The sequence below is a fragment of the Gilliamella sp. B14384G10 genome (assembly GCF_016101685.1).
GTDB lineage: Bacteria > Pseudomonadota > Gammaproteobacteria > Enterobacterales > Orbaceae > Gilliamella > Gilliamella apis_A.
Window position 1 is genome coordinate 233,513 of record NZ_JACFQA010000002.1, and the last position, 21,464, is coordinate 254,976.

Below are 21,464 nucleotides of genomic sequence, written 5' to 3' on the forward strand. Positions count from 1 at the left end.
CATTTTTTATTATCGATAAAGATCAATAAATACCGTAATATTTGGACCTTTAGTATCATGTGCTACACGAGCAATATGGTAATATTTTGCGCCAGCCTCAATCGCACGTTTACCTGCTTGATAAGAAATTTCTTGATCAGTGACATAATAGCCTCTAAATTTCAATGTATCAAATGCAACCATTTTAGCTGCTGTAGCATCATTAAGTTCTTGGATTTTTCTTCCATCCGGTAATGTTACAGTGTAACGAGTTACTCTTTGAGGTTCTGTAACAACAGAAGTCGTTGTTTCAGTACTTGATGATGTTGCAACTTTAGCTGTAGTAGCAGTTGTTGTAGTGGTAGTCGTTTTATCGATAACTTTATTATTAAACTTATCGGCATAATATTTTTCATTGAATGCTGAAGGAGAATAATAACCCGGTTTTTCAACCTGCATTGCAGCATCACCACCTTTAGCTAAAGCTAATTGCCCCGCTTCAGAATCATAAGGAATAGCATCTTCTGGTTGTAATTTACGTTCTGGTGCATCTTTTTTGAATATATAAGCTGCAATTTGTAAATTACTACCTATTTCTGAACGTGAATCAATATAGAATCCATAAGCCCCTTGAGCTGATGCTTCTTTAGCAATTGCTTGATTAATATCATAATCGGTTGGGAAATAACCACGAATACGGACAATATTAAATGGTTCTAAACGAATTGCTTTTGATTTTGGATACTCATAAACACCTTCAAACTTACGTAAACTTTCCGTTTTTTCAACAGCTTTAGGAGCGTCTGATTTATACAATTTAGCATAAACAATTCGTAAAGTATCATTAGAAGGACTAATATTGGTAGTAGTAATATAGAAAGAAGCCGCACCTTCATTATCAGCAGCTTTTGACATAGCCATAACGTAATCGCTATCAGTATAAAAAGCACCTCGAATAGTAATGCTTTTGTAAGATTGCATGCTATTAGCTTGTTCTTCTGTTAATTGTTGTGCAGCAAATGAAGAACAGGGAATAAGAGCAAAAGTCGCAGCGATAAATGTTTTCTTTAAACTTGTCATATAAAAAACCTTACAGTAAATTTTAATTAATTTAGCACAGATAAATTTAGTTACATATTTCTATTAAAGCTTCTAACTTATTAATATATATGAATTTTCCTTTGGCTGTTAAAATATTTTGTTCTTGTAATTTTGTTAAATTTCGGCTGACTGTTTCAATCGTTAATCCTAAGTAATTGGCTATATCAGCACGACTCATTGCTAGTTTAATATTTAAAGAGGTATGTCCTCTTTGCTGATATCTAAGATAAAGAGAATAGATAAAAGTAGCAAGACGTTCTTCAGATTTTTTTTGCGAATAACATAGAATTAATTTTTGATAATTATAAATATCTGTGCTTAATAACTTAAATATCAAATCACGAACATCTTTGTTACTATCAATTAATGACATTAATTCATCATAGTAAAGTTCACAAAGCAGGGTATTACCTAATGTTTGAATATTACTATTATAGACTTTAGTCGAAATAGAGTCTAAACCAACGATATCTCCAGGTAAATAAAATCCATTAATTTGTTCAGTATTTTCTGGAGTAGTGACAAACGTCTTTAATGCGCCAGAATGAACAATATAAAACTTCTTAAATGGAGTTTTTGATTTAACAACGATTTCATCTTTTAAATATGATTTTTTCCGTTCTAAAACATCACTTAGTGAATTATTAAGTAACATTGGGATACACAATCCACCAATGCTACATAATTCACAAGGAACGGAATAACTATTGCTGCGCAATGTTTTATAAATAGTATGCATATAAACCTAAATAGAACCGTTAAAGATTTTGATTGTTAAGATTACCATATTTTATGATAAAACAAAAACTAACTATATAGTTTACATTCTATTATTCAATAAATAGAAAGGGAATAGAAAATTATTATTAAATAATTAAATTACCATTTTTTGGTAAATTATTTTGATTTTTAATTTACTAAAAATCAAAATAAGTCGAGTAGGATAGAGAGATTATAGAAGATATATTTCATCTTATATTATTTAACATAATATACATTATGCGCACCAATACAGTTTTATAAGAGGGGTGCTAAATCATGATGCAAATTTAAATAACAAAAGGTTTTCATTGTTATCATAAAATGATGTCGGTTCTTGATACCACGCTGGACGTTGTTTATTAAAATCAATATCAATAACTCTAAACATCGGAATTATATTATTTTTCTGTTGTTGCAGATTTTGTAATTGCAACTTACTTAAACCAATAGATTCAATTACTTGTTGAGCAATCAATTCATTAGGTAGTATTTTATTCCTGCTCGGTTAAAAAAATCCAATATTTAAATTCTTTAAATTTCATTTACGATTATCGAATTTTATTTATAAAATTCAGGTTTCATTAAACATCCGAAATCAAAATCTAATGTTATATTGAATTGCTATCGCTTTTGATATATTTTTAATTGCATCATGATTTTTCGATGAACTATTATTATTAATTATAAAAAAGTTTTCTTATATAGAGTTTAAGAGCTATAAATTGAAAATAAGATCATCAAGAGGAAAAAATATACTCAATTCATATAATGATTATAGATCATACGTGTATAATCTTTTAAAAATTTCAGAATTCAATTGAAAGAGAAAAACAGTGTTATACATTATTAATGTTAATGTACATTTTTCGATTTTTAACCGACGTTGTTTGCTGAAGCTATAAAAAATATGATATAAACTTATTAGATTATTTTATCAATAAAACCTTTAGAATAAAGCACAGCTTTTACTGAATCAATTAACCTTGAATAAACAAAATTACCAATTTTATTACTACTGAATAAGATATCAGTCTGTAACAATAAAAGTAATTCTGTCCTTTCTTCTTTAAGTTTATTCATGATGTTTATAACATCATCTGAAATTTTTCTGCTTCCACTTTCCCAATATTGCCATGCTCGCTTTGAGCATTTACCGATATATGTTGCGGCATCAGCAACATCAAGAAAAAATAAACGCCTAAGCGCTTTCAATTCGATATTAGTCATATAAATCCTATTTTCAACTGTTAGCTAATGAAAAGGGTCTATATCATAATTTTTGTCATAAAACTATTGAATAAAATCCATAATATTTATCACAATAAGAATTGATTCAAGTCAAATATTGCTTATTTTATAATGCCTTAATAAATATAAGCTTCTAAACAATTATTAATATAAGATCATTAGTTGAGTGCTACTATAATGATTTTTGTTATTAATAATAAATAAATTATTATTTTGGGAGTTATTAAAGGAGTAATATAACCGCCCTTTTCTTTTTAGGTGATTTTATTATAAATCAGATATTTAAAGTTAGAATAATGTATATTATGTTAAATATAATGTATTATTACGAACTTAATTCTTTTTTAGAAGAACTGAGTTATTCAGTAAATTTCGATTCTTTGACTATAATTATTTATTGGTTAATAAAATCAGTTCACTTCCTGGTAATGGCATTTTTAAAATGTGATTTTTGATTTTACCCCAAACTTGCATTTCACAGGCTTTACAATTAAATTTCAGTATTAATTCTTCATTATTATTTTGTACTAATTTCATTGGTGTTACTTTTGTTTTCACACCTTGAATACCTTTAGCTTGTTTAGGACATAAATTAAACGCAAATCTCAAACAATGTTTTGTAATCATTAATGGCGCATCATCTTTAACTTCATGTGCTTCAAAAGCACTTTCAATTAGTTTAACGCCATGCTGCGCATAAAATTCTCTAGCCTTATGATTATAAATATTTGCTAAGAAGCTTAAATGCTCTTCTGGATAAATTGGCGAAGGTTCCGTTTGTGGTTTACGTAACTTTCTTTGGTAATGAGTTAGCCGTTCCAATGTTAATTTATCAATAATATCTCGTCGTAATTGATTTAATTGGCTACTTGGAATAAAAAATATCTCGGTCAAATTAACCTCTAAATCAGTAAGGTAATATATCGTTTGACCAAGTTTTGATAAGCTATCTTTTATATTTTTGAGAGCTTTATCAGATTGTTCAGCTAATTCAAACTCACCTTTTAAAGCAATTTTTACACGACAGCCCTCTTCACTCGTTGCTATCAATTGAACAACATTTGATTGATTTATCAATTCAAATGCTACACCAATTCGACGATTACTCGATTCTTTTAATAAAACTTGTTGCCAATTATGATCTAGGTTACGGTTAATTTGATAAGGTAATTTTAAGGAATGAAATACCTTAGGTAATTCATTAGGAAACACTCGATAATGATTATTAGCAATTTTTTCAACTTTATCAGCCCTGAATCCTACGATTTCACGCTTTACCATAACGTTTAATCCATCACCATTAGTTAAAACTTTTTCAGATTTAATATCAATTGCTTGGTTAGTAACTTTCGTCATCTCACCGATAGGTAAGCCAATAAATTTAGGTGAATCAAAAGCGCCAATATTGGATTGTCTACCCCGAACAAAATAATCAGTAGCACCTCGATGAAATGTTTTATTTGGGTCTGGAGTGAATGAGTGCTGAGTTCTACCACTTGATGCACTTACAAAATCATCCGATTTTTCTAAAATTTCATCTAGTTTTTTACGGTAAAAAGCAGTTATATTTTTTACATAACTTAAATCTTTATAACGCCCTTCTATTTTAAATGACCTAACTCCAGCTTGTATCAATTCGATTAAGTTTTCGGATTGATTATTATCTTTCATTGATAAAAGATGTTTTTCATAAGCAACAACACGACCTTGATCATCCTTTAATGTAAATGGTAAACGGCATGCTTGCGAACAATCACCTCGATTTGCACTTCTGCCCGTTTGAGCATGAGAAATATAACATTGACCTGAAAATGCAACACATAAAGCCCCATGAATAAAAAATTCTATATTGGCATCTATTTGTTGATGAATATTCGCTATTTCAGTTAAGTTTAATTCTCGAGCTAAAACTATTTGTGAAAAACCAACATCAGAAAGAAATTTAGCTTTTTCTGGTGTTCGAATATCCATTTGCGTGCTAGCATGTAAATCTATCGGCGGAATATCCATGGCTAATATGCCCATATCTTGAACAATTAAGGCATCAACTCCCGCATCATATAATTGCCAGATCAATTGCTGAGCCATCTCAAGTTCATTATCGTGCAAAATAGTATTTAATGTGACAAAAACTTTGGCATAAAAACGATGCGCAAACTCAACTAATTCGGCTATATCACTGACTGAATTACCGGCATTATGACGGGCACCGAAATGCGGGCCTCCAATATAAACTGCATCAGCCCCATGTAAGATTGCTTGTTTGGCAATGTCTATGTTTTTCGCAGGACTAAGTAATTCAAGTTTATTATTGTTGGTTTGCAGGTACATATTAAATCTCTGGGAATATTATCGATTGATAAAATAAATGGCAAATATTATTACTATTTGCCATTAAAATTTCATTTGTTTATTAAGCCAATATTTAAAGTTTAATTAACCAATAATTGATTGGTTTTTTAAAGCTTCAATTCGTTTTTCTAAAGGTGGATGTGATAAGAATAGTTGCGAAAGTCTGGCTTTCTTCTCACCATTAATGCAAAAAGCTAAAATTGACGCTTCTTCATTTGGTTCATGGCTTACTTTTAGTTTTTCTAATGCGGCAATCATTTTTGCAGAACCTACCAATTTTGCAGAACCTGCATCGGCATGAAATTCGCGGTAACGCGAGAACCACATCGCAACCATACTAGCTAAGATTCCAAAGATAGTTTCGAATATCATTGCTATTACATAATAGGCTATATCTGCTAATGCTTCACTACGATCTTCAATCACTTTAGCAAACATTGACGCTATAATCCGTGAAATAAAGATAACAAAGGTATTTAATACACCTTGTAGTAGTGCCATGGTCACCATATCACCATTTGCTACGTGACTCATTTCATGACCAATTACCGCTTCTGCTTCATCTTGAGTCATTGCTGATAATAATCCAGTACTTACCGCAACTAAAGAACGGTTTTTGGTCGCCCCTGTTGCAAAAGCATTAATATCATCTGCTTCATAAATAGCTACCGCCGGCATCTTTAATTTAAGTTGATCTGATTGGCGACGCACTACATCAAGTAACCACTGTTCTTGATCATTACGAGGCTCTTTGATCACTTCACCACCAACAGAACGTAATGCCGTTCGTTTAGATAAAAGAAGAGAAATAAATGAACCACCAAAACCAAAAATAGCGGCAAAAATAAGTAATCCTAAGGTACTATGGGCGTTAACCCCTAAAATACTCAGAATTATACCAAATACAAACATAACCGCTAAGTTAGTTAGAAGAAATAATCCAACTCGCATCATATACAAATTCCTTATTACTATACTTAATATAAATAATTTTATTTAAAAAACTAAATAAAATTTGATATATGATCGCAAATAAGCGGTTTTCCTACAACTTATTTACGTTAAAAATTAGAAAAAGAAAATTCAATTGATTAATAAATCAACAGAAATAGACTTAATGAGTTTATATATTGAAGGAAAATATTTTGGAGGAGACCCTATCAGCCACATCCCACACCCATATTTTTTACTTTGGCTGCTTCCTTCCGGACCTGACCTGATGAGCAAAAAAATGTTGCAAGAGGACCCATAGAGCCTCCATTGAGGAGGTGTATTATGCTTGATTCAGCAATTAATTACAATAATTTTTTACAAAAAAGTAAACAACCTTTTTGCGTTGTAATAACAACAAAAAGGCTATTACTTACAAAAACAAATTTTAAAAATTTAATTATAAAGTTAAATTTTTCTCAATTCGTTCTCTAAATTTAATACCTGGTCTAAATGTGACAACTCGTCGAGCTGAGATATCAACACTCTCACCTGTTTTAGGATTACGACCTGGACGTGAATTTTTATCACGAACAGCAAAATTGCCAAATCCAGAAAGTTTAACAGGTTCACCTTTTTCTAAAGCAACGCGAATCTCTTCAAAAAAGAGTTCAACAAGGACTTTAGCTTCTTGACGATCAATATCAAATTTATCGGCAAGACGATCTGCAATATCAGCTTTAGTTAATGTCATAATTATCATTCTCTTAATAAGGCATTGAAACGATTCTGTAAAGCAATAACACAATTGCTTACAATGTTTGTTATATCTTCTTCTTCCAGTGTACGTGATTTGTCTTGTAAAATCAAACTGATAGCAAGACTTTTTTGATCTTTATCAATTTTATCACCTTGATAAACATCAAACAAGTTAACTTTTACTAGTTGCTCACCACCAGCACGCTTACACTCAGAGATAATATCCGCTGCTGGAATTGTATTTGATACGACGACAGCTATATCACGTTTATTTGATGGATATTTAGATAGCTCTTGAGCAACAGGCACTTTTTTATCATTAATTTTAGCTAAATTTATTTCAAAAACAAGCGTTTTACTGTTTAAAGATAATTTTTTTTCAATTTCAGGGTGTAAAACACCAAAATTGCCGATAACTTCGCCATTAAAAAGAATTGCTGCACTTTGTCCTGGATGTAATGCATCAAGTTCCGAACGTTGATATTCAATATCATCAGAACAACCTAAAAGAATAAATAACTGCTCTAAATCCCCTTTTACATCATAAAAATCGACATTTTGTTTAGGTAATGTCCAATGCTCTTCATATAAATTTCCTGTAATAACGCCGGATAACATTAATTCTTGGCGAACACCAAATTCACAGCTTTCATCAGGTATAAATCGTAATCCAGTTTCAAATAATCGCATACGAGATTGTTGGCGATTTTGGTTATATAAAACTGCTTCTAACAAACCAGACCATAATGACAAACGCATAACCGACATTTCACTCGAAATTGGGTTCGGTAATGTAATCTGTGGTTGTTGTGGATGTAATGTTTGCTGAATTTTAGGATCAACAAAACTATAAGTAACGGCCTCTTGATAACCTTTGTCCACTAGTAGATTTTTTACTCTAGATAAGGAAATTTTGTTTTCCGGTTTTGGCTTCATCACAGATTCAATTTTCATATTCACATTAGGAATATTGTTATAACCATAAATCCGTGCAACCTCTTCAACTAGATCTTCTTCGAGTTGTAAATCAAATCGCCAGCTAGGTGATTTAACCTTCCAACTATCATCATTATAAATAACTTCACAACCTAATCTTACAAGAATATCGGTAATCTTTTGAGTTTCAATATGATAACCAATAATGCGATCAATTCTGTTTCGACGTAATTCAATTGTTGCTTGAACTGGAAGCTCACTCTCATTCACAACTTCAGTAATAGGTCCTACTTCACCGCCACAGATTTCAACAATCAATTGAGTTGCTCTTTCGATTGCAGCTGATTGTAAATAAGGATCAACACCTCTTTCATAACGATGAGAAGCTTCAGTATGTAAACCATATTCACGTGCTTTACCCGTTATCACTAATGGAGAAAAGAACGCTGATTCAAGGAAAACATCTTTCGTTGATGCCGTTACACCTGATTTTTCACCGCCCATAATACCTGCGATTGCTAATGCTTTTTGCTGATCAGCTATGATTAATGTTTTTTCATCAAGCTTAACCTCATTACCATTAAGTAAGACAAGCTTTTCATCTTTATTGGCATATCGCACAACAATGCCTTTGTCAATCTCAGCTAAGTCAAAAGCGTGCATTGGATGACCGAGTTCTAATAAAACGTAGTTAGTAACATCAACAATGGCATCAACAGAACGAATACCACCTCTGCGTAACTTCTCTTTCATCCATAGCGGAGTTAAAGCATCAACTTTAACATTTTTGATAATACGACCTAAATAACGAGGGGCTGCTTTAGCTGCATCAACCTGAATAGGTAAAGTATCATTAATTGTATGAGTGATATTTTCAACTTTTAGTTCTTTCATTGGGATATTGTTTACAGCAGAAATATCTCTCGCGACACCAATGATACCAAAACAATCGGCACGATTTGGTGTAACGCTAATATCAATCATTACATCATCTAAATTTAAATATTGTCTTATATCTTGTCCTAAAGGGGCATCCTCTGGTAATTCAATAATTCCATTATGATCGTCAGAAATGCCTAACTCAGAATAAGAACACAACATCCCTTCCGATGGTTCACCACGAAGTTTTGCTGCTTTGATTTTAAAATCACCAGGTAATACAGCACCAATTGTGGCACAAGCTACAGTTAAACCTTGACGGCAATTAGGTGCACCACAAACAATATCCAATAATTCAGGTTTACCAATATCTACTTTCGTCACTCGTAATTTGTCAGCATTTGGATGTTGTTTACATTCTACAACTTTACCCACCACTACACCGGTAAAATCACCAGCAACTTTTTCAATATCATCTACTTCTAAACCAGCCATAGTTAACTGATCTGATAATTTATCGCTACTTATTTCTGGATTGATCCATTCACGTAGCCAACTTTCACTAAATTTCATGTTTTGATCTCCAGAACTAATTAAATTGCTTTAAAAAACGTAAATCATTTTCAAAGAAAGAACGTAAATCTGTGACACCGTAACGCAACATGGTTAATCTTTCGATTCCCATTCCAAATGCAAAACCACAATACTCTTCAGGATCAATACCTACGTTACGTAGCACATTAGGATGAACCATGCCACAGCCTAACACTTCTAACCATTTACCATTTTTAGCTTTAATATCAACTTCTGCTGAAGGTTCAGTAAATGGAAAATATGCAGGTCTAAATCTTATTTCCATATTATCTTCAAAGAAACAGTGAAGAAAATCATGTAATAAACCTTTTAAATGCGTAAAACTAATATCTTTATCTACCAACAACCCTTCCATTTGATGGAACATCGGAGTATGGGTTTGATCATAATCGTTTCGGTAGGTTCTGCCTGGAGCAATAATTCGAATTGGTGGTTTTTGATTTTCCATAGTTCGAATTTGAACTGTTGAAGTTTGGGTACGTAATAACCGTTTTGCATCAAACCAGAATGTATCATGATCAGCACGAGCAGGATGATGTGCAGGAATATTTAAAGCATCGAAGTTATGATAATCATCTTCTATTTCGGGTCCTGTTTCAACAGCAAAACCTAATTGCCCAAAAAACTCAACCAAACGGTTAATAGTTTTAGTTACTGGATGCAATCCACCTAATTCAAGTGATTTACCAGGAAGAGTAATATCAATGGTTTCATTGGCTAATTTTGCATTAAGAGTCTGACGCTCTAAAAAGTTACGTTTTTGGTTTAATAACTCAACAACTTCTTGCTTTGCATCATTAATTTTCTGACCTACGGCTGGCCGTTGATCAGCTGGAACATCACGTAAAGACGCCATTTGCATGGTAAAATAGCCCTTTTTACCAAAATACTCCACTCGAATCTGTTCGATAGTATTAATATCATTAGCACTTTCAATAGCGGATTTGGCATTGCTTACCAGTTCAACTAATTGAGACATACAGTTCTCCTGCTTATTGTTTATTACATAAAAAAAGCCTCTCCTGAGGCTTTTATAATTATTTTTCGTTTCTCATTTGCCTCACAAACGAATAAGCTTATCGAAGCTAAAAAAGAAACGAAAAACAACTAAATTCATAATCGATCAACTCTTAAATATTGTTAAAACAATAAAAGCCGAGATAACTCGGCTCTTATAAAGCTATTAAAGTGCAGCTTTTGCTTTTTCAACTAATGCAGCGAATGCATTTTTATCGAATACTGCGATATCTGCAAGGATCTTACGATCGATTTCAATTGAAGCTTTCTTTAAACCATTGATAAAACGGCTGTAAGATAAACCACATTGACGAGCAGCAGCATTGATACGAACAATCCATAATTGACGGAATTGACGTTTACGTTGACGACGGTCACGATACGCATATTGTCCAGCTTTAATTACTGCTTGGAAAGCAACACGATATACGCGTGAACGAGCACCATAATACCCTTTTGCTTGTTTTAAAATTTTCTTGTGACGTGCACGAGCAATAACACCACGTTTAACACGAGCCATAAACTATATCCTCTAAATAATTAATCAATAAATTAAGCGTATGGAACACACGCCACTACTAAACCTAAATCGCCTTTTGACACAGTAGTCAAACCACGTAAATGACGTTTACGTTTAGTTGATTTTTTAGTTAGGATATGGCTCTTGTTAGCTTGCTTATGCTTAAAGCCACCAGATGCTGTTTTTTTAAAGCGCTTTGCTGCGCCTTTTACAGTTTTAATTTTAGGCATTTTATAAATTTCCACTTCGCATTGTTAATAAAAATAAAATAATGGTGTAATTATTAGTAAACTAAAAATTAGCTTGTTGAACCACTATTTCTTCTTCGGCGCTAGCACCATAATCATTTGACGACCTTCAATCTTAGTTGGATAAGATTCAATGATAGCCAAATCAGCTAAGTCTTCTTTAATGCGATCAAGCATTTCAGTACCTAACTGTTGGTGAGCCATTTCACGTCCACGAAAACGCAACGTAACTTTAGCTTTATCGCCATCTTCAAGAAAGCGTATCAGGCTGCGGAGTTTTACCTGATAGTCGCCTTCGTCTGTACCAGGTCGGAATTTAATTTCCTTAACCTGAACAACCTTTTGCTTCTTCTTCTGTTCTTTTGTTGCTTTACTCTTTTCATAGAGGAACTTGCCATAATCCATAATTCGACAAACAGGTGGCTCTGCATTAGGACTTATTTCAACTAAATCTAATGTTGCTTCCTCAGCTTGTTTTAAAGCTTCGTCTAAGCTAACAATGCCGAGCTGTTCACCATCGACGCCGGTTAACCTCACCTCGCGAGCGGTAATTTCATCGTTGATTTTGTGCGCGCGTGTTGACTGAATTCGTTTACTGACTTTAATATCTCATTCCTCCAAATTAATTTATCATTAATTCATTTGTTCTAATGAACGACTATGAATTTCATTTAGCAATAATTCTATAACATGTTTCACTTCAAAGCTACCAAGATCTTTACCTTGGCGAGTTCGAACTGAAATTGTTCCTGATTCCATCTCTTTGTCTCCACAGACAAACATATAAGGAACGCGTTTTAGAGTATGCTCACGGATTTTAAACCCTATTTTCTCATTTCTCAAGTCCGCTTTTGCTCTAATGCCAACTTTTTGTAGTTGCTCGGTTAATTGTTTGGCATAATCGGCTTGATTATCAGTAATATTGATAACTGCTACTTGTAACGGCGCTAACCAAGTTGGGAAGAATCCAGCACAATCTTCGGTCAATATACCCATGAAGCGTTCCATTGAACCAAGTATAGCTCGGTGAATCATAACAGGAACATGGCGTTCATTATCTTCACCAACATAAGTTGCATCTAATCGTTCTGGTAACATAAAGTCAAGTTGAACTGTACCGCATTGCCATGCTCGACCTAAGCAATCATGTAAAGTAAATTCAATTTTTGGACCATAGAATGCCCCTTCACCAGGTAAATATTCAAATTCAATGCCATTTTCTTGCAAACATTCAGCTAAATCTTTTTCTGCTAAATCCCAAGTTTCATCTTTACCAATACGTTTTTCTGGACGAGTCGATAATTTAACCGTGATATCTTTAAAGCCAAACGTACTATAAGTATCATAGACCATTTTGATACAGCTATTTACTTCACTTCGAATTTGCCCTTCGGTACAAAAGATATGCGCATCATCTTGAGTAAAACCACGCACACGCATTAATCCGTGCAAAGAACCTGAAGGTTCATTTCGATGACAACTACCAAATTCCGCCATACGTAATGGAAGATCACGATAAGATTTAAGACCTTGATTAAAAATTTGCACATGGCCAGGACAGTTCATTGGCTTAATACAATATTCTCGGTTTTCTGATGAAGTAACAAACATTAATTCTTTATAGTTACCCCAATGCCCTGTTTTCTCCCAAAGTACACGGTCCATCATAAATGGACCTTTCACTTCTTGATAATCATATTCTTTCAGTTTGGTACGAACAAAAACTTCCAATTCACGGAAAATAATCCAACCATCATTATGCCAAAATACCATACCTGGTGCTTCTTCTTGCATATGATAAAGATCAAGTTGTTTACCAATTTTACGATGATCGCGTTTTGCCGCTTCTTCTAGAAATTGTAAATAACTGTCGAGTTGTTTTTTATCTGCCCATGCAGTTCCATAGATGCGTTGTAACATTTTGTTATCACTATTACCACGCCAATAAGCGCCAGCAACTTTTTGTAATTTAAAATGGTGACAAAAACGCATATTAGGAACATGAGGCCCACGACACATATCAATATATTCTTCATGATGATAAAGTGCTGGTGTAGAATCTTTAGGAATGTTTTCATCTAAAATAGCAATTTTATAAGGTTCGTGACGTTCCCAAAACACTTCTCTTGCACGTTCCCAACTCACTACTTCTTTTTTAACTTCATAATCTTTTTTAGCCAATTCATGCATTCGTTTTTCTAAAGCATCAAGATCTTCCTGAGTTAAAGAGTGATCTAAATCGACATCATAATAAAAGCCATTATCAATAGTAGGCCCGATAGCCATCTGAGTATTAGGCCATAATTGTTTGATGGCATGTCCTAATAAATGAGCACAAGAATGACGGATAATTTCAAGTCCATCTTCATCTTTGGCGGTAATAATAGCTAACGTTGCATCATGCTCGATAACATCACACGCATCTTTACGTTCACCATTAACACGGCCTGCGATACAGGCTTTAGCAAGTCCTGCACCAATACTTTGTGCAACTTCTAATACAGTAACAGGTTTATCAAATTGACGTTGACTTCCATCAGGAAGAGTAATAATTGGCATAATAAATCCTTATAACAGTGGTGCGCCACACGAAAGCGCACATGCGTACATAAATAAATAGACGGAGTATACTATCACTTATCATAAGGATTTTAAATAGGCTTGAACTTGATTTAAAAATAGATTTATCTCTAGCGATTAAACTTATCCTGTTTTAGTAACCACTAAAAACAAACAGTACCCTATTTTTAATTATTAATAGCTTTTTTAGTGGTTATTTTTGATTAGGAATTAATAAAACAATGTTGTAATCAAATATGACAAGAATAGTTATGACCTAGCTATTATTCATTAATTAAAAAGCTAGGCCTGAAAAGAGATTATAATTCGGCTATATATGCTTGCGGTATAATAGGCATAGGTCCGCTTTGAGTACAAACATATGCAGCAATATGATTTGCTTTACTATTAATTTCCTGTAATTGTTTACCTTTTAAATATAACACGCTACTTATTGCCATAAATGAATCACCAGCACCAACAGTATCAATTGGGGTGATTTTTTCAGCAGGACAATGATTCTGTTCATTTTGGGTAATAAGATGACTACCTTCACTACCACAGGTATAAATTAATAATTCAAGTTGATAATGTTGATTTAGATAATTGAAAAGCGTTTGTGGATCTGCCTTTATGTTCAATAAATCAGCAACAATTGGTAATTCTTCATCATTTAACTTCAAAATATTGGCATGTTCAATACAAAGAAGTAAAGTTGCGTGGTTATAATGATTTTGACGTAAATTAATATCAACAATAATTTTGCTTTTTTGAGACCTGTGGTTAATAATCTTTTGCAATAATTTATGATTATGTATATTACGTTGAATTAAACTGCCGAAATAGATTGCATCTAAATCATCTTGCTGGATAAGTTCTAATAGTTGATCTGTTAATTGAATATCATCCCAAGCTACAGGATTAACAATATCATAAGTGGGTTTACCAGCTGAATCTAATTTAACCAATACCGTTCCAGTTGGATAATTTGCGGATATTTGAATTTGTTGTGGAATTTGCAGTGTTTCAATCTGTTCACGTAATTCTCTACCATTGTCGTCATCGCCAATTGCAGAAACTAATATTGCATTTGCACCAGCTGATTTAGCATGATAACAAAAGTTGGCGGCAGCTCCGCCAATCTTTTTCCCATTAGGTAAACAATCCCATAAAAACTCACCTATTGCAACAATCTTTATGTCATTCATCTTCGATTAACCCTTGTTTGACATCAATATTTTTTTCCATACTATCGGCTTGCTTCTGCCAATCATCAAATTGACCATATGCAGTATAAATCGTTGAACCGGTAGGTAATTCTGGATACTCATTTTCACCATTAGTACCCCAATTAACCCAACCTGAATCTTTACGTTGAACAATTTGATAACGTCCGACAATATTACTCGTATACCAAACCATAGCATAACCTGATTCGGGATTTATTTCAGCCGTTTTATTTGCAGCAAGTGGAAAAATCGTTTGTTCTGGGACACTATTAACATCCACATCTTTAGCAAATAATACTTCTTTGTTTCGAGAGCTATTATGCACAACATGATGAGCTTTACGCAGAATGGTTTTGACATGTGATTTTATTTCTTCATCACTTAAAATGCCTTCTTTAACACAAAATAGTCTCCAGAAAAAATCCCAAGAAACTGCATTAATATTATCACCAATAGACTCTCGATAAAGTCTTGCATTCAGAGGAAGTTGATCTAGTGGTTGCGATAAAATTCGATTAACTTCATCAGCTAGAATATTGGCATAAAGATCGCCTTGTCGATAATAAGTACCACCGTAACTAGCAAAACGTGAAAATACCACATTATTTTGACCACTTTCATACTCATCACCAACGGTGATCTTATTTATGACCGGCATACCATCAACAGAAGTTTCAAAATCATCAACATAATAAGTACGTCTAAACCATGGTGATTGATAGAAAAATTCCCACACAATTGAGAATGATTTATCATGCAAAGCTGGATCTAAGCCATTGGGAATTTTTCCATTGAAACGATATCGACAATAGATTGGCCCTTCGACCTCTGTTTGGCACTCTACGATGGTATGCTCCGGTGGATTAATTAAACCATTAGCAGGAGTAAAAAAGGGGCCATAAAAACCACCTATAGCATTAGAGCAATCCTTAATCAAATTCCGACCTTCAGCTTTAGCAGAAAAGTAACGAATACCCCATTTTCCATATGATGTTCCGTCAGCAGTACCACGACATAATTCTAAAATATAATGCCCTGTATCAAGTCGTTTTACACCATCATTTAAAGTTGGCGCTAGTTGTTTTATGCCACTTACATTGCTTATTGACGTTTTTTCATCAAGAAACAAAGTATAATTTTCAACTAACTGATCTAAATTGGTTACTATAAAGGCGATTGAGCAAGCAGAGATTAATGTATTAGTATCATCATAAACGATATCAAACAATTGATGTGGTATAACTTTTCCTTGCTCATTAACTAGTTTTAATTTAGACGGATCTATTGGCTGTTCTTTGAAAAAAAGACGCGCGATTACCGGTTCATTATATCGAGTAATACCATCTGGGTTATTTAACATCAAAGTACATTTTTTCATTCTATTATCCTATTAATTAAATTGGTTATTATTCATATATTAAAAAACAAATTAGCCTAAATTAGTTTGCTTTCTTGCGTTTTAGCATATCGACATAGACGGCTAAAAAGATGATTACGCCTTTTGCAACTAATTGCCAAAATGAATTAACACCTAATAAATTCAAACCATTATTAATAATGCCGATAACAATCACGCCTAAAATAGTGCCACTAATGCGACCTATTCCACCTGACATCGAAATACCTCCAAGCACACAAGCAGCTATGGCATCCATTTCATAACCTTGTGCAACTGATGGTTGTCCTGAATACATTCTTGCTGCAAGCACTATTCCTGCGAAAGCAGCTAAAAAACCAGCAATGGTATATACAATGATTTCAACACGTTTAATGGCTATACCTGATAACCTTGCAGCCTCACGGTTACCTCCGAGAGCATAAATATAGGTACCTAAACGAGTTCGATTAACAACTACCAACATAACAACAATAAATACCAACATATAGATAACTGGATATGGAATCATGCCTAAGTAACCAGTACCTATGCTGGTAAAACTCTCATCAAAAATACGAATTGATTGGCCGCCACTATAAATATAACCTACGCCACGGGCAATCATCATCATAGCTAATGTAACGATGAATGGTGGGATACCGGTATAAGCAATAGCAACACCATTTGCCGCACCGCATAAAGTACCGATAAACAAACCTAACAGAATAGCTGGAACAATGCCCATTTCACCAATTGAAATAAATCCAACTGTGAGTGTACCCGCCATAGCGACTATCGATCCAACAGATAAATCAATTCCTCCCAATATGATAATTAATGTCATACCTAAGGCTAAACACATATTAGTGGATACTTGTCTTAACACTGAGAGCATATTTTCTTGGGAAAGAAATACCGGACTGGCAAAACTTAAAATGATACTAATTAATAGAAGCGCAATTAAAATCCCTATATTATTAGTAATAAAATTTTTGAAACTTCTAATAATGATATTATTGGTTATTGTAGTATGATGATAGCTCATATCATCTGATTGTTTCATAGATTGGCTAGCCATTTTAAGCTCTCCCTGTTGCTAATTTCATAATTTTTTCCTGTGTTAATTCTGATTGCGATAATTCACCTTGAATTTGTCCATTCGCAACAACACAAACACGATCACACATATTGATAATTTCTGGTAATTCTGAGGAAATCATAATAATAGCCATGCCGCTTGCGCAAAGTTCATCAATAATTTGATAAATTTCGGCTTTAGCACCAATATCAATTCCTCGAGTAGGCTCATCTAAAATGATGATTTTCGGTTTAGTTGCTAACCACTTAGCTATTACAACTTTTTGTTGATTTCCACCACTAAGCTGACCAACAATTTTGTCAGCATTTGGCGTTTTTATATTGAGCTTATTAATATAGTATTGAATGATATCTTTTTGTTTTTGTTGATTAACTAAACAACCATGCATAAATTGTTTCAATACTGTTAATGTTAAATTGAACGCAATACTATTACCTAAAATAAGACCTTGTTTTTTCCTATCTTCTGGAACTAAGGCTATTCCTATATCAATAGCATCTTGTGGCGATTTGAGCTTAACAAGCTGATTGTCAAAATAAATTTCACCACTATCATATTGGTCTGCTCCAAAAACTGCTTGCATGATTTCGCTCCTACCAGCCCCCATAAGACCGGCAAAACCTAAAATCTCTCCTTTCTTTAAATGAAAATTAACGTTATTAAATACTCCTTTTTTCGAAAGATTTTTTACTTCTAATAAACGTTCTCCATTTTCTTGATAATGACGTTGATAATAATTATTTAAGTTACGCCCAACCATCAATTTAACTAATTCATCAATATTGGTTTGTTTAGTATTGACGGTATCTATATAACTACCATCTCTAATTACAGTTATTCTGTCAGTGATAGTAAATAACTCATCCATGCGATGAGAAATATAAATAATACTAACGTTATGTTCGGTTAGTTTTTTAATCATAATAAAAAGCTGTTCAACTTCTTTATCAGTTAAAGAAGATGTTGGCTCATCCATGATCAAGATTCGAACGTTAAATGAAATAGCTTTGACGATTTCGATAAGTTGTTGTTGTGCAATGGTTAACTCATGTACGGGCCGTAACACATCGATCGTTAACCCCATACTTTCCATCATTATTTTGGCTTTGGCGATCATTTGACGATGATCTTTAAAGCCTAAGCGTGTTCTCGGTTCACGACCTAAGAAAATATTTTCATATACACTAATATAAGGAACTAAGACAATTTCCTGATGAATAACATTAATTCCTCTTGCTTGAGCATCTTTAATACCATTAATTATCTCAGTCTTACCATTAATCTTAATTTCACCGGCATCTGGTTTATAGATGCCGCCAATAATTTTGATTAAGGTTGATTTGCCAGCACCATTTTCACCCAATAATCCATGAACTTCACATTGTTTAAGATTAAAGTGCATATCTTTTAACGCATGGACACCAGCAAATTTTTTTTCTATATGAGATAGTTGTAATGCAACTTGTTCCATATAAATATCACCTTATTGATTTCAATAGATATAACTTGATTAAAGTCAATGATTACTGCCAGACTTTTACTCCATATTGATCAATCATTTCTTTGGTAATTGGAAAAGTTGGCACTAATATTTCTTTAGCAACGCTTTCTCCAGCTAGAACCTGTTTACCGACTTTATAGGTTTCTTTAGCTAATTGAATTGGAGCTTGAGCTACAGTTAATGTTATATCGCCATCGCTAAATGCTTTTTTACCATCAGGTGAACCATCAACAGTATAGACCTTAACATTTTTAAGTTTATTTGATGCTTTCAAAGCAACAACAACACCTAAAGCAGAGGGATCATTTACGGCGAAAAATGCTTGTAAATCAGGATGAGCTTGAATAATATCTTCGGCAATTGGCATGGTGACTTCTAAAGCACATTTACCATTTTGTTGAGAAACTACTTCAAACTTACTTCTGTTTTCACCTAATCCGGCATAAAAACCATCAGCTCTTAGAACACTAGCACGATTAAAAGGACAATCAATAACAGCAATTTTGGCGCCATTAGGATAATCTTTAGCCATTTGTTCGCCATTAATTTTACCGGCTAAGAAATTATCTGAAGCCACAGTGCTAACCACTAAATCATCATCACTAATAGGATTATCAATCACTACCACTGGAATCTGTTTTTGTTTTGCTGCCAATAATCCTTGGCGAATACCTTCTGAATCAACAGCGATTAAGTAAATAATGTCAACTTTTTGATTAATGACATCTTCCATCATTGAAATTTGTTTAGCTTGATCATATTGAGGATCGACAAGAATGTATTGATCACCATTTTGTTTGGCAATTTCAGAAAATGTATCGGATATTGCAGTAAAAAATGAATTGTTTAAAGTTGAAGTAATAAAAGCAAATTTAATAGGCTTTTTTTCATCAGCATTTACAAGTTGAAAGCAACTTGTAAAGATAATAAATGTAATTGTTAAAAACGATGTTATGAATTTTTTCATAAACCCACCTCAGATAATCAAATGATTTGTAATAATAATTTCCTTAAAAACTAAAACCCAAAAATATTTTGTAATATATTTTGAGTAAATTCAGTCTAATTATCTGCACCAAACTTAACAATATTAATCTATTTCTTTTTATTATTTATGATATCAAAGTCACTTTTTTTGAAAACTTGTAAAATTTAATTTATCAAGTTTGATGGTTATGTCATACTAGGAATATTCAATTAATGTTCTATAGGTAATATGATGGCAAATAAATGTGAGCAGATTTATCAGGAAATATTATTGCAGATCAAAAGTGGAATTTTAGATTGTAATAGTGCCCTTCCCTCTTCATCTAATTTAAGCACAATATATAAGACTTCCCGACCAACAATAAGTAAAGTATTTTCAAGATTAAAAACGGAAGGTTACATTGAAGGTAAACAAGGTGGTAAGTTTTATGTTAGACAACCTAAAGATCAACAAGTAAGCAAATATATTTTTGGAATATTGGCTCCTCGTTTAGAACAAGATGAAAGTAGAATGATTCTTGATAGTTTATATTCTGAGATAGCAAGTTTAGCCAATAATTATCAGTTTTCTCTTTTATGGGCTGGGATGCTGACCAAAAGTCAGGATATACAATCTATTTTAAATGACGTAGAAAGAGTCATCATTAATTATACAAAAAATAATATTAACGGAATATTTTTCACGCCTTTAGAGTTTCACCCTTACGCGAATATCATAAATAAAAGAATAATGGATTATCTGACACTCTACAATATTCCTTGTATATTGTTAGAGAGAGACTATTGTGTTTTCCCTTCACGAGGTAAAGCTGACTTAGTCAGTATTGATAACATTGCCGCAGGTTACGTTGTCACAAATCATTTCATTGAACAGAAAAATACTCGAATAGCATTTGTATCAAAAAGTGATTCAGCTAATACTGTTGCTTTAAGAACAATTGGTTATAAACAAGCATTATATGATGCAGGAATTACAAAAATTAACGATTGGATAATTCAAGTGCCACAAATTGATGAGAAAGTAATTAATCAATTAGCAAAATTGAACATTAAACATGTAGTTTGTGGTAATGACTTTACAGCAATGCAATTAATCTCATTGAATCAAAGAATAAATCCAAAACAAAAATTATTTACCATTAGCTTTGATGATGCTGATTATGCCGGTCATCTATCTACCCCACTGTCTACTTATAAACAACCGTTAGCAAGTATAGCTTTGACTGCGGTAAAAACTTTAATCCAAAGGATAAATAATCCAACCTTACCAATTCGTACTATATATGTAAATGGTGAATTAGTTATCCGTGCATCAAGTGGAGCATAATAAAGAACTCTTTAATCAATCGATAAAATACAGTCTACAAAATTATTATATATTTATAT

The 21,464-nt window shown here is 33.0% G+C and carries 19 protein-coding genes and 1 other RNA gene; 1 reads left to right on the forward strand and 19 read right to left on the reverse strand.

Annotated features, from left to right (window positions below; genetic code table 11):
- Nucleotides 1-9 precede the first annotated feature (9 nt).
- The 19 genes from H3T54_RS05320 to H3T54_RS05410 all read right to left on the reverse strand — a co-directional run bounded on the left by H3T54_RS05320 (nucleotide 10) and on the right by H3T54_RS05410 (nucleotide 20,058).
- The gene (locus H3T54_RS05320) at nucleotides 10-1,059 is read right to left on the reverse strand and encodes a YdgH/BhsA/McbA-like domain containing protein (protein WP_198221320.1); all 1,050 of its coding nucleotides are present in this window, start codon (nucleotides 1,057-1,059) and stop codon (nucleotides 10-12) included.
- Between the two features lie 46 nt (nucleotides 1,060-1,105).
- The gene (locus H3T54_RS05325; RefSeq protein WP_110447856.1) at nucleotides 1,106-1,819 is read right to left on the reverse strand and encodes a helix-turn-helix domain-containing protein; all 714 of its coding nucleotides are present in this window, start codon (nucleotides 1,817-1,819) and stop codon (nucleotides 1,106-1,108) included.
- 297 nt (nucleotides 1,820-2,116) lie between these two features.
- Entirely contained in the window at nucleotides 2,117-2,317 is a 201-nt protein-coding gene (locus H3T54_RS05330) for a phage/plasmid replication protein, II/X family (RefSeq protein ID WP_198223313.1), read from the reverse strand.
- 446 nt (nucleotides 2,318-2,763) lie between these two features.
- On the reverse strand, nucleotides 2,764-3,069 hold the full coding sequence (locus tag H3T54_RS05335; RefSeq protein ID WP_198221324.1) for a DUF1870 family protein: 306 nt from the start codon (nucleotides 3,067-3,069) through the stop codon (nucleotides 2,764-2,766).
- A gap of 411 nt (nucleotides 3,070-3,480) precedes the next feature.
- Nucleotides 3,481-5,415 carry a U32 family peptidase gene (locus H3T54_RS05340; protein ID WP_198222002.1) on the reverse strand — a complete coding sequence of 645 codons (1,935 nt, stop codon included), beginning with the start codon at nucleotides 5,413-5,415 and terminating at the stop codon, nucleotides 3,481-3,483.
- 111 nt (nucleotides 5,416-5,526) lie between these two features.
- Entirely contained in the window at nucleotides 5,527-6,396 is an 870-nt protein-coding gene (gene htpX, locus H3T54_RS05345; protein ID WP_110447860.1) for a protease HtpX, read from the reverse strand.
- 201 nt (nucleotides 6,397-6,597) lie between these two features.
- An RNA gene (ffs, locus tag H3T54_RS05350) (signal recognition particle sRNA small type) lies at nucleotides 6,598-6,693 on the reverse strand.
- 139 nt (nucleotides 6,694-6,832) lie between these two features.
- A complete protein-coding gene (locus tag H3T54_RS05355; RefSeq protein WP_034882129.1) occupies nucleotides 6,833-7,126 on the reverse strand; it encodes an integration host factor subunit alpha in 294 nt (97 codons plus the stop codon).
- Between the two features lie 5 nt (nucleotides 7,127-7,131).
- A complete protein-coding gene (gene pheT / locus H3T54_RS05360; protein ID WP_198221326.1) occupies nucleotides 7,132-9,519 on the reverse strand; it encodes a phenylalanine--tRNA ligase subunit beta in 2,388 nt (795 codons plus the stop codon).
- 16 nt (nucleotides 9,520-9,535) lie between these two features.
- Nucleotides 9,536-10,519 carry a phenylalanine--tRNA ligase subunit alpha gene (gene pheS / locus H3T54_RS05365; RefSeq protein WP_110447862.1) on the reverse strand — a complete coding sequence of 328 codons (984 nt, stop codon included), beginning with the start codon at nucleotides 10,517-10,519 and terminating at the stop codon, nucleotides 9,536-9,538.
- A gap of 204 nt (nucleotides 10,520-10,723) precedes the next feature.
- Nucleotides 10,724-11,077, reverse strand: a complete 354-nt coding sequence (gene rplT, locus H3T54_RS05370) for a 50S ribosomal protein L20 (RefSeq protein WP_024496189.1) — start codon at nucleotides 11,075-11,077, stop codon at nucleotides 10,724-10,726.
- A gap of 32 nt (nucleotides 11,078-11,109) precedes the next feature.
- A complete protein-coding gene (rpmI, locus tag H3T54_RS05375; RefSeq protein ID WP_065557738.1) occupies nucleotides 11,110-11,307 on the reverse strand; it encodes a 50S ribosomal protein L35 in 198 nt (65 codons plus the stop codon).
- Between the two features lie 84 nt (nucleotides 11,308-11,391).
- Nucleotides 11,392-11,931 (reverse strand): translation initiation factor IF-3, encoded by a 540-nt coding sequence (gene infC, locus H3T54_RS05380; protein ID WP_065612958.1) that lies wholly within the window; start codon nucleotides 11,929-11,931, stop codon nucleotides 11,392-11,394.
- 27 nt (nucleotides 11,932-11,958) lie between these two features.
- Nucleotides 11,959-13,884 carry a threonine--tRNA ligase gene (thrS, locus tag H3T54_RS05385; protein WP_110447863.1) on the reverse strand — a complete coding sequence of 642 codons (1,926 nt, stop codon included), beginning with the start codon at nucleotides 13,882-13,884 and terminating at the stop codon, nucleotides 11,959-11,961.
- 320 nt (nucleotides 13,885-14,204) lie between these two features.
- Nucleotides 14,205-15,092, reverse strand: a complete 888-nt coding sequence (locus H3T54_RS05390; RefSeq protein ID WP_198221328.1) for a carbohydrate kinase — start codon at nucleotides 15,090-15,092, stop codon at nucleotides 14,205-14,207.
- Nucleotides 15,085-16,491, reverse strand: coding sequence for a hypothetical protein (locus H3T54_RS05395; RefSeq protein ID WP_198221330.1), 1,407 nt, complete (start codon nucleotides 16,489-16,491; stop codon nucleotides 15,085-15,087). The genes H3T54_RS05390 and H3T54_RS05395 overlap by 8 nt, the downstream gene beginning before the upstream one ends.
- 61 nt (nucleotides 16,492-16,552) lie before the next feature.
- Entirely contained in the window at nucleotides 16,553-17,536 is a 984-nt protein-coding gene (locus H3T54_RS05400; RefSeq protein ID WP_370527360.1) for an ABC transporter permease, read from the reverse strand.
- A gap of 34 nt (nucleotides 17,537-17,570) precedes the next feature.
- Entirely contained in the window at nucleotides 17,571-19,061 is a 1,491-nt protein-coding gene (locus H3T54_RS05405; protein WP_110447866.1) for a sugar ABC transporter ATP-binding protein, read from the reverse strand.
- Nucleotides 19,062-19,113: 52 nt separating this feature from the next.
- Complete coding sequence (locus H3T54_RS05410) at nucleotides 19,114-20,058, reverse strand: sugar ABC transporter substrate-binding protein (protein WP_198221334.1); 945 nt, start codon at nucleotides 20,056-20,058, stop codon at nucleotides 19,114-19,116.
- Between the two features lie 252 nt (nucleotides 20,059-20,310).
- Here H3T54_RS05410 and H3T54_RS05415 point away from each other — a divergent pair, with 252 nt between their 5' ends.
- The gene (locus tag H3T54_RS05415; protein WP_198221336.1) at nucleotides 20,311-21,405 is read left to right on the forward strand and encodes a GntR family transcriptional regulator; all 1,095 of its coding nucleotides are present in this window, start codon (nucleotides 20,311-20,313) and stop codon (nucleotides 21,403-21,405) included.
- The last annotated feature ends 59 nt before the right edge of the window (nucleotides 21,406-21,464 follow it).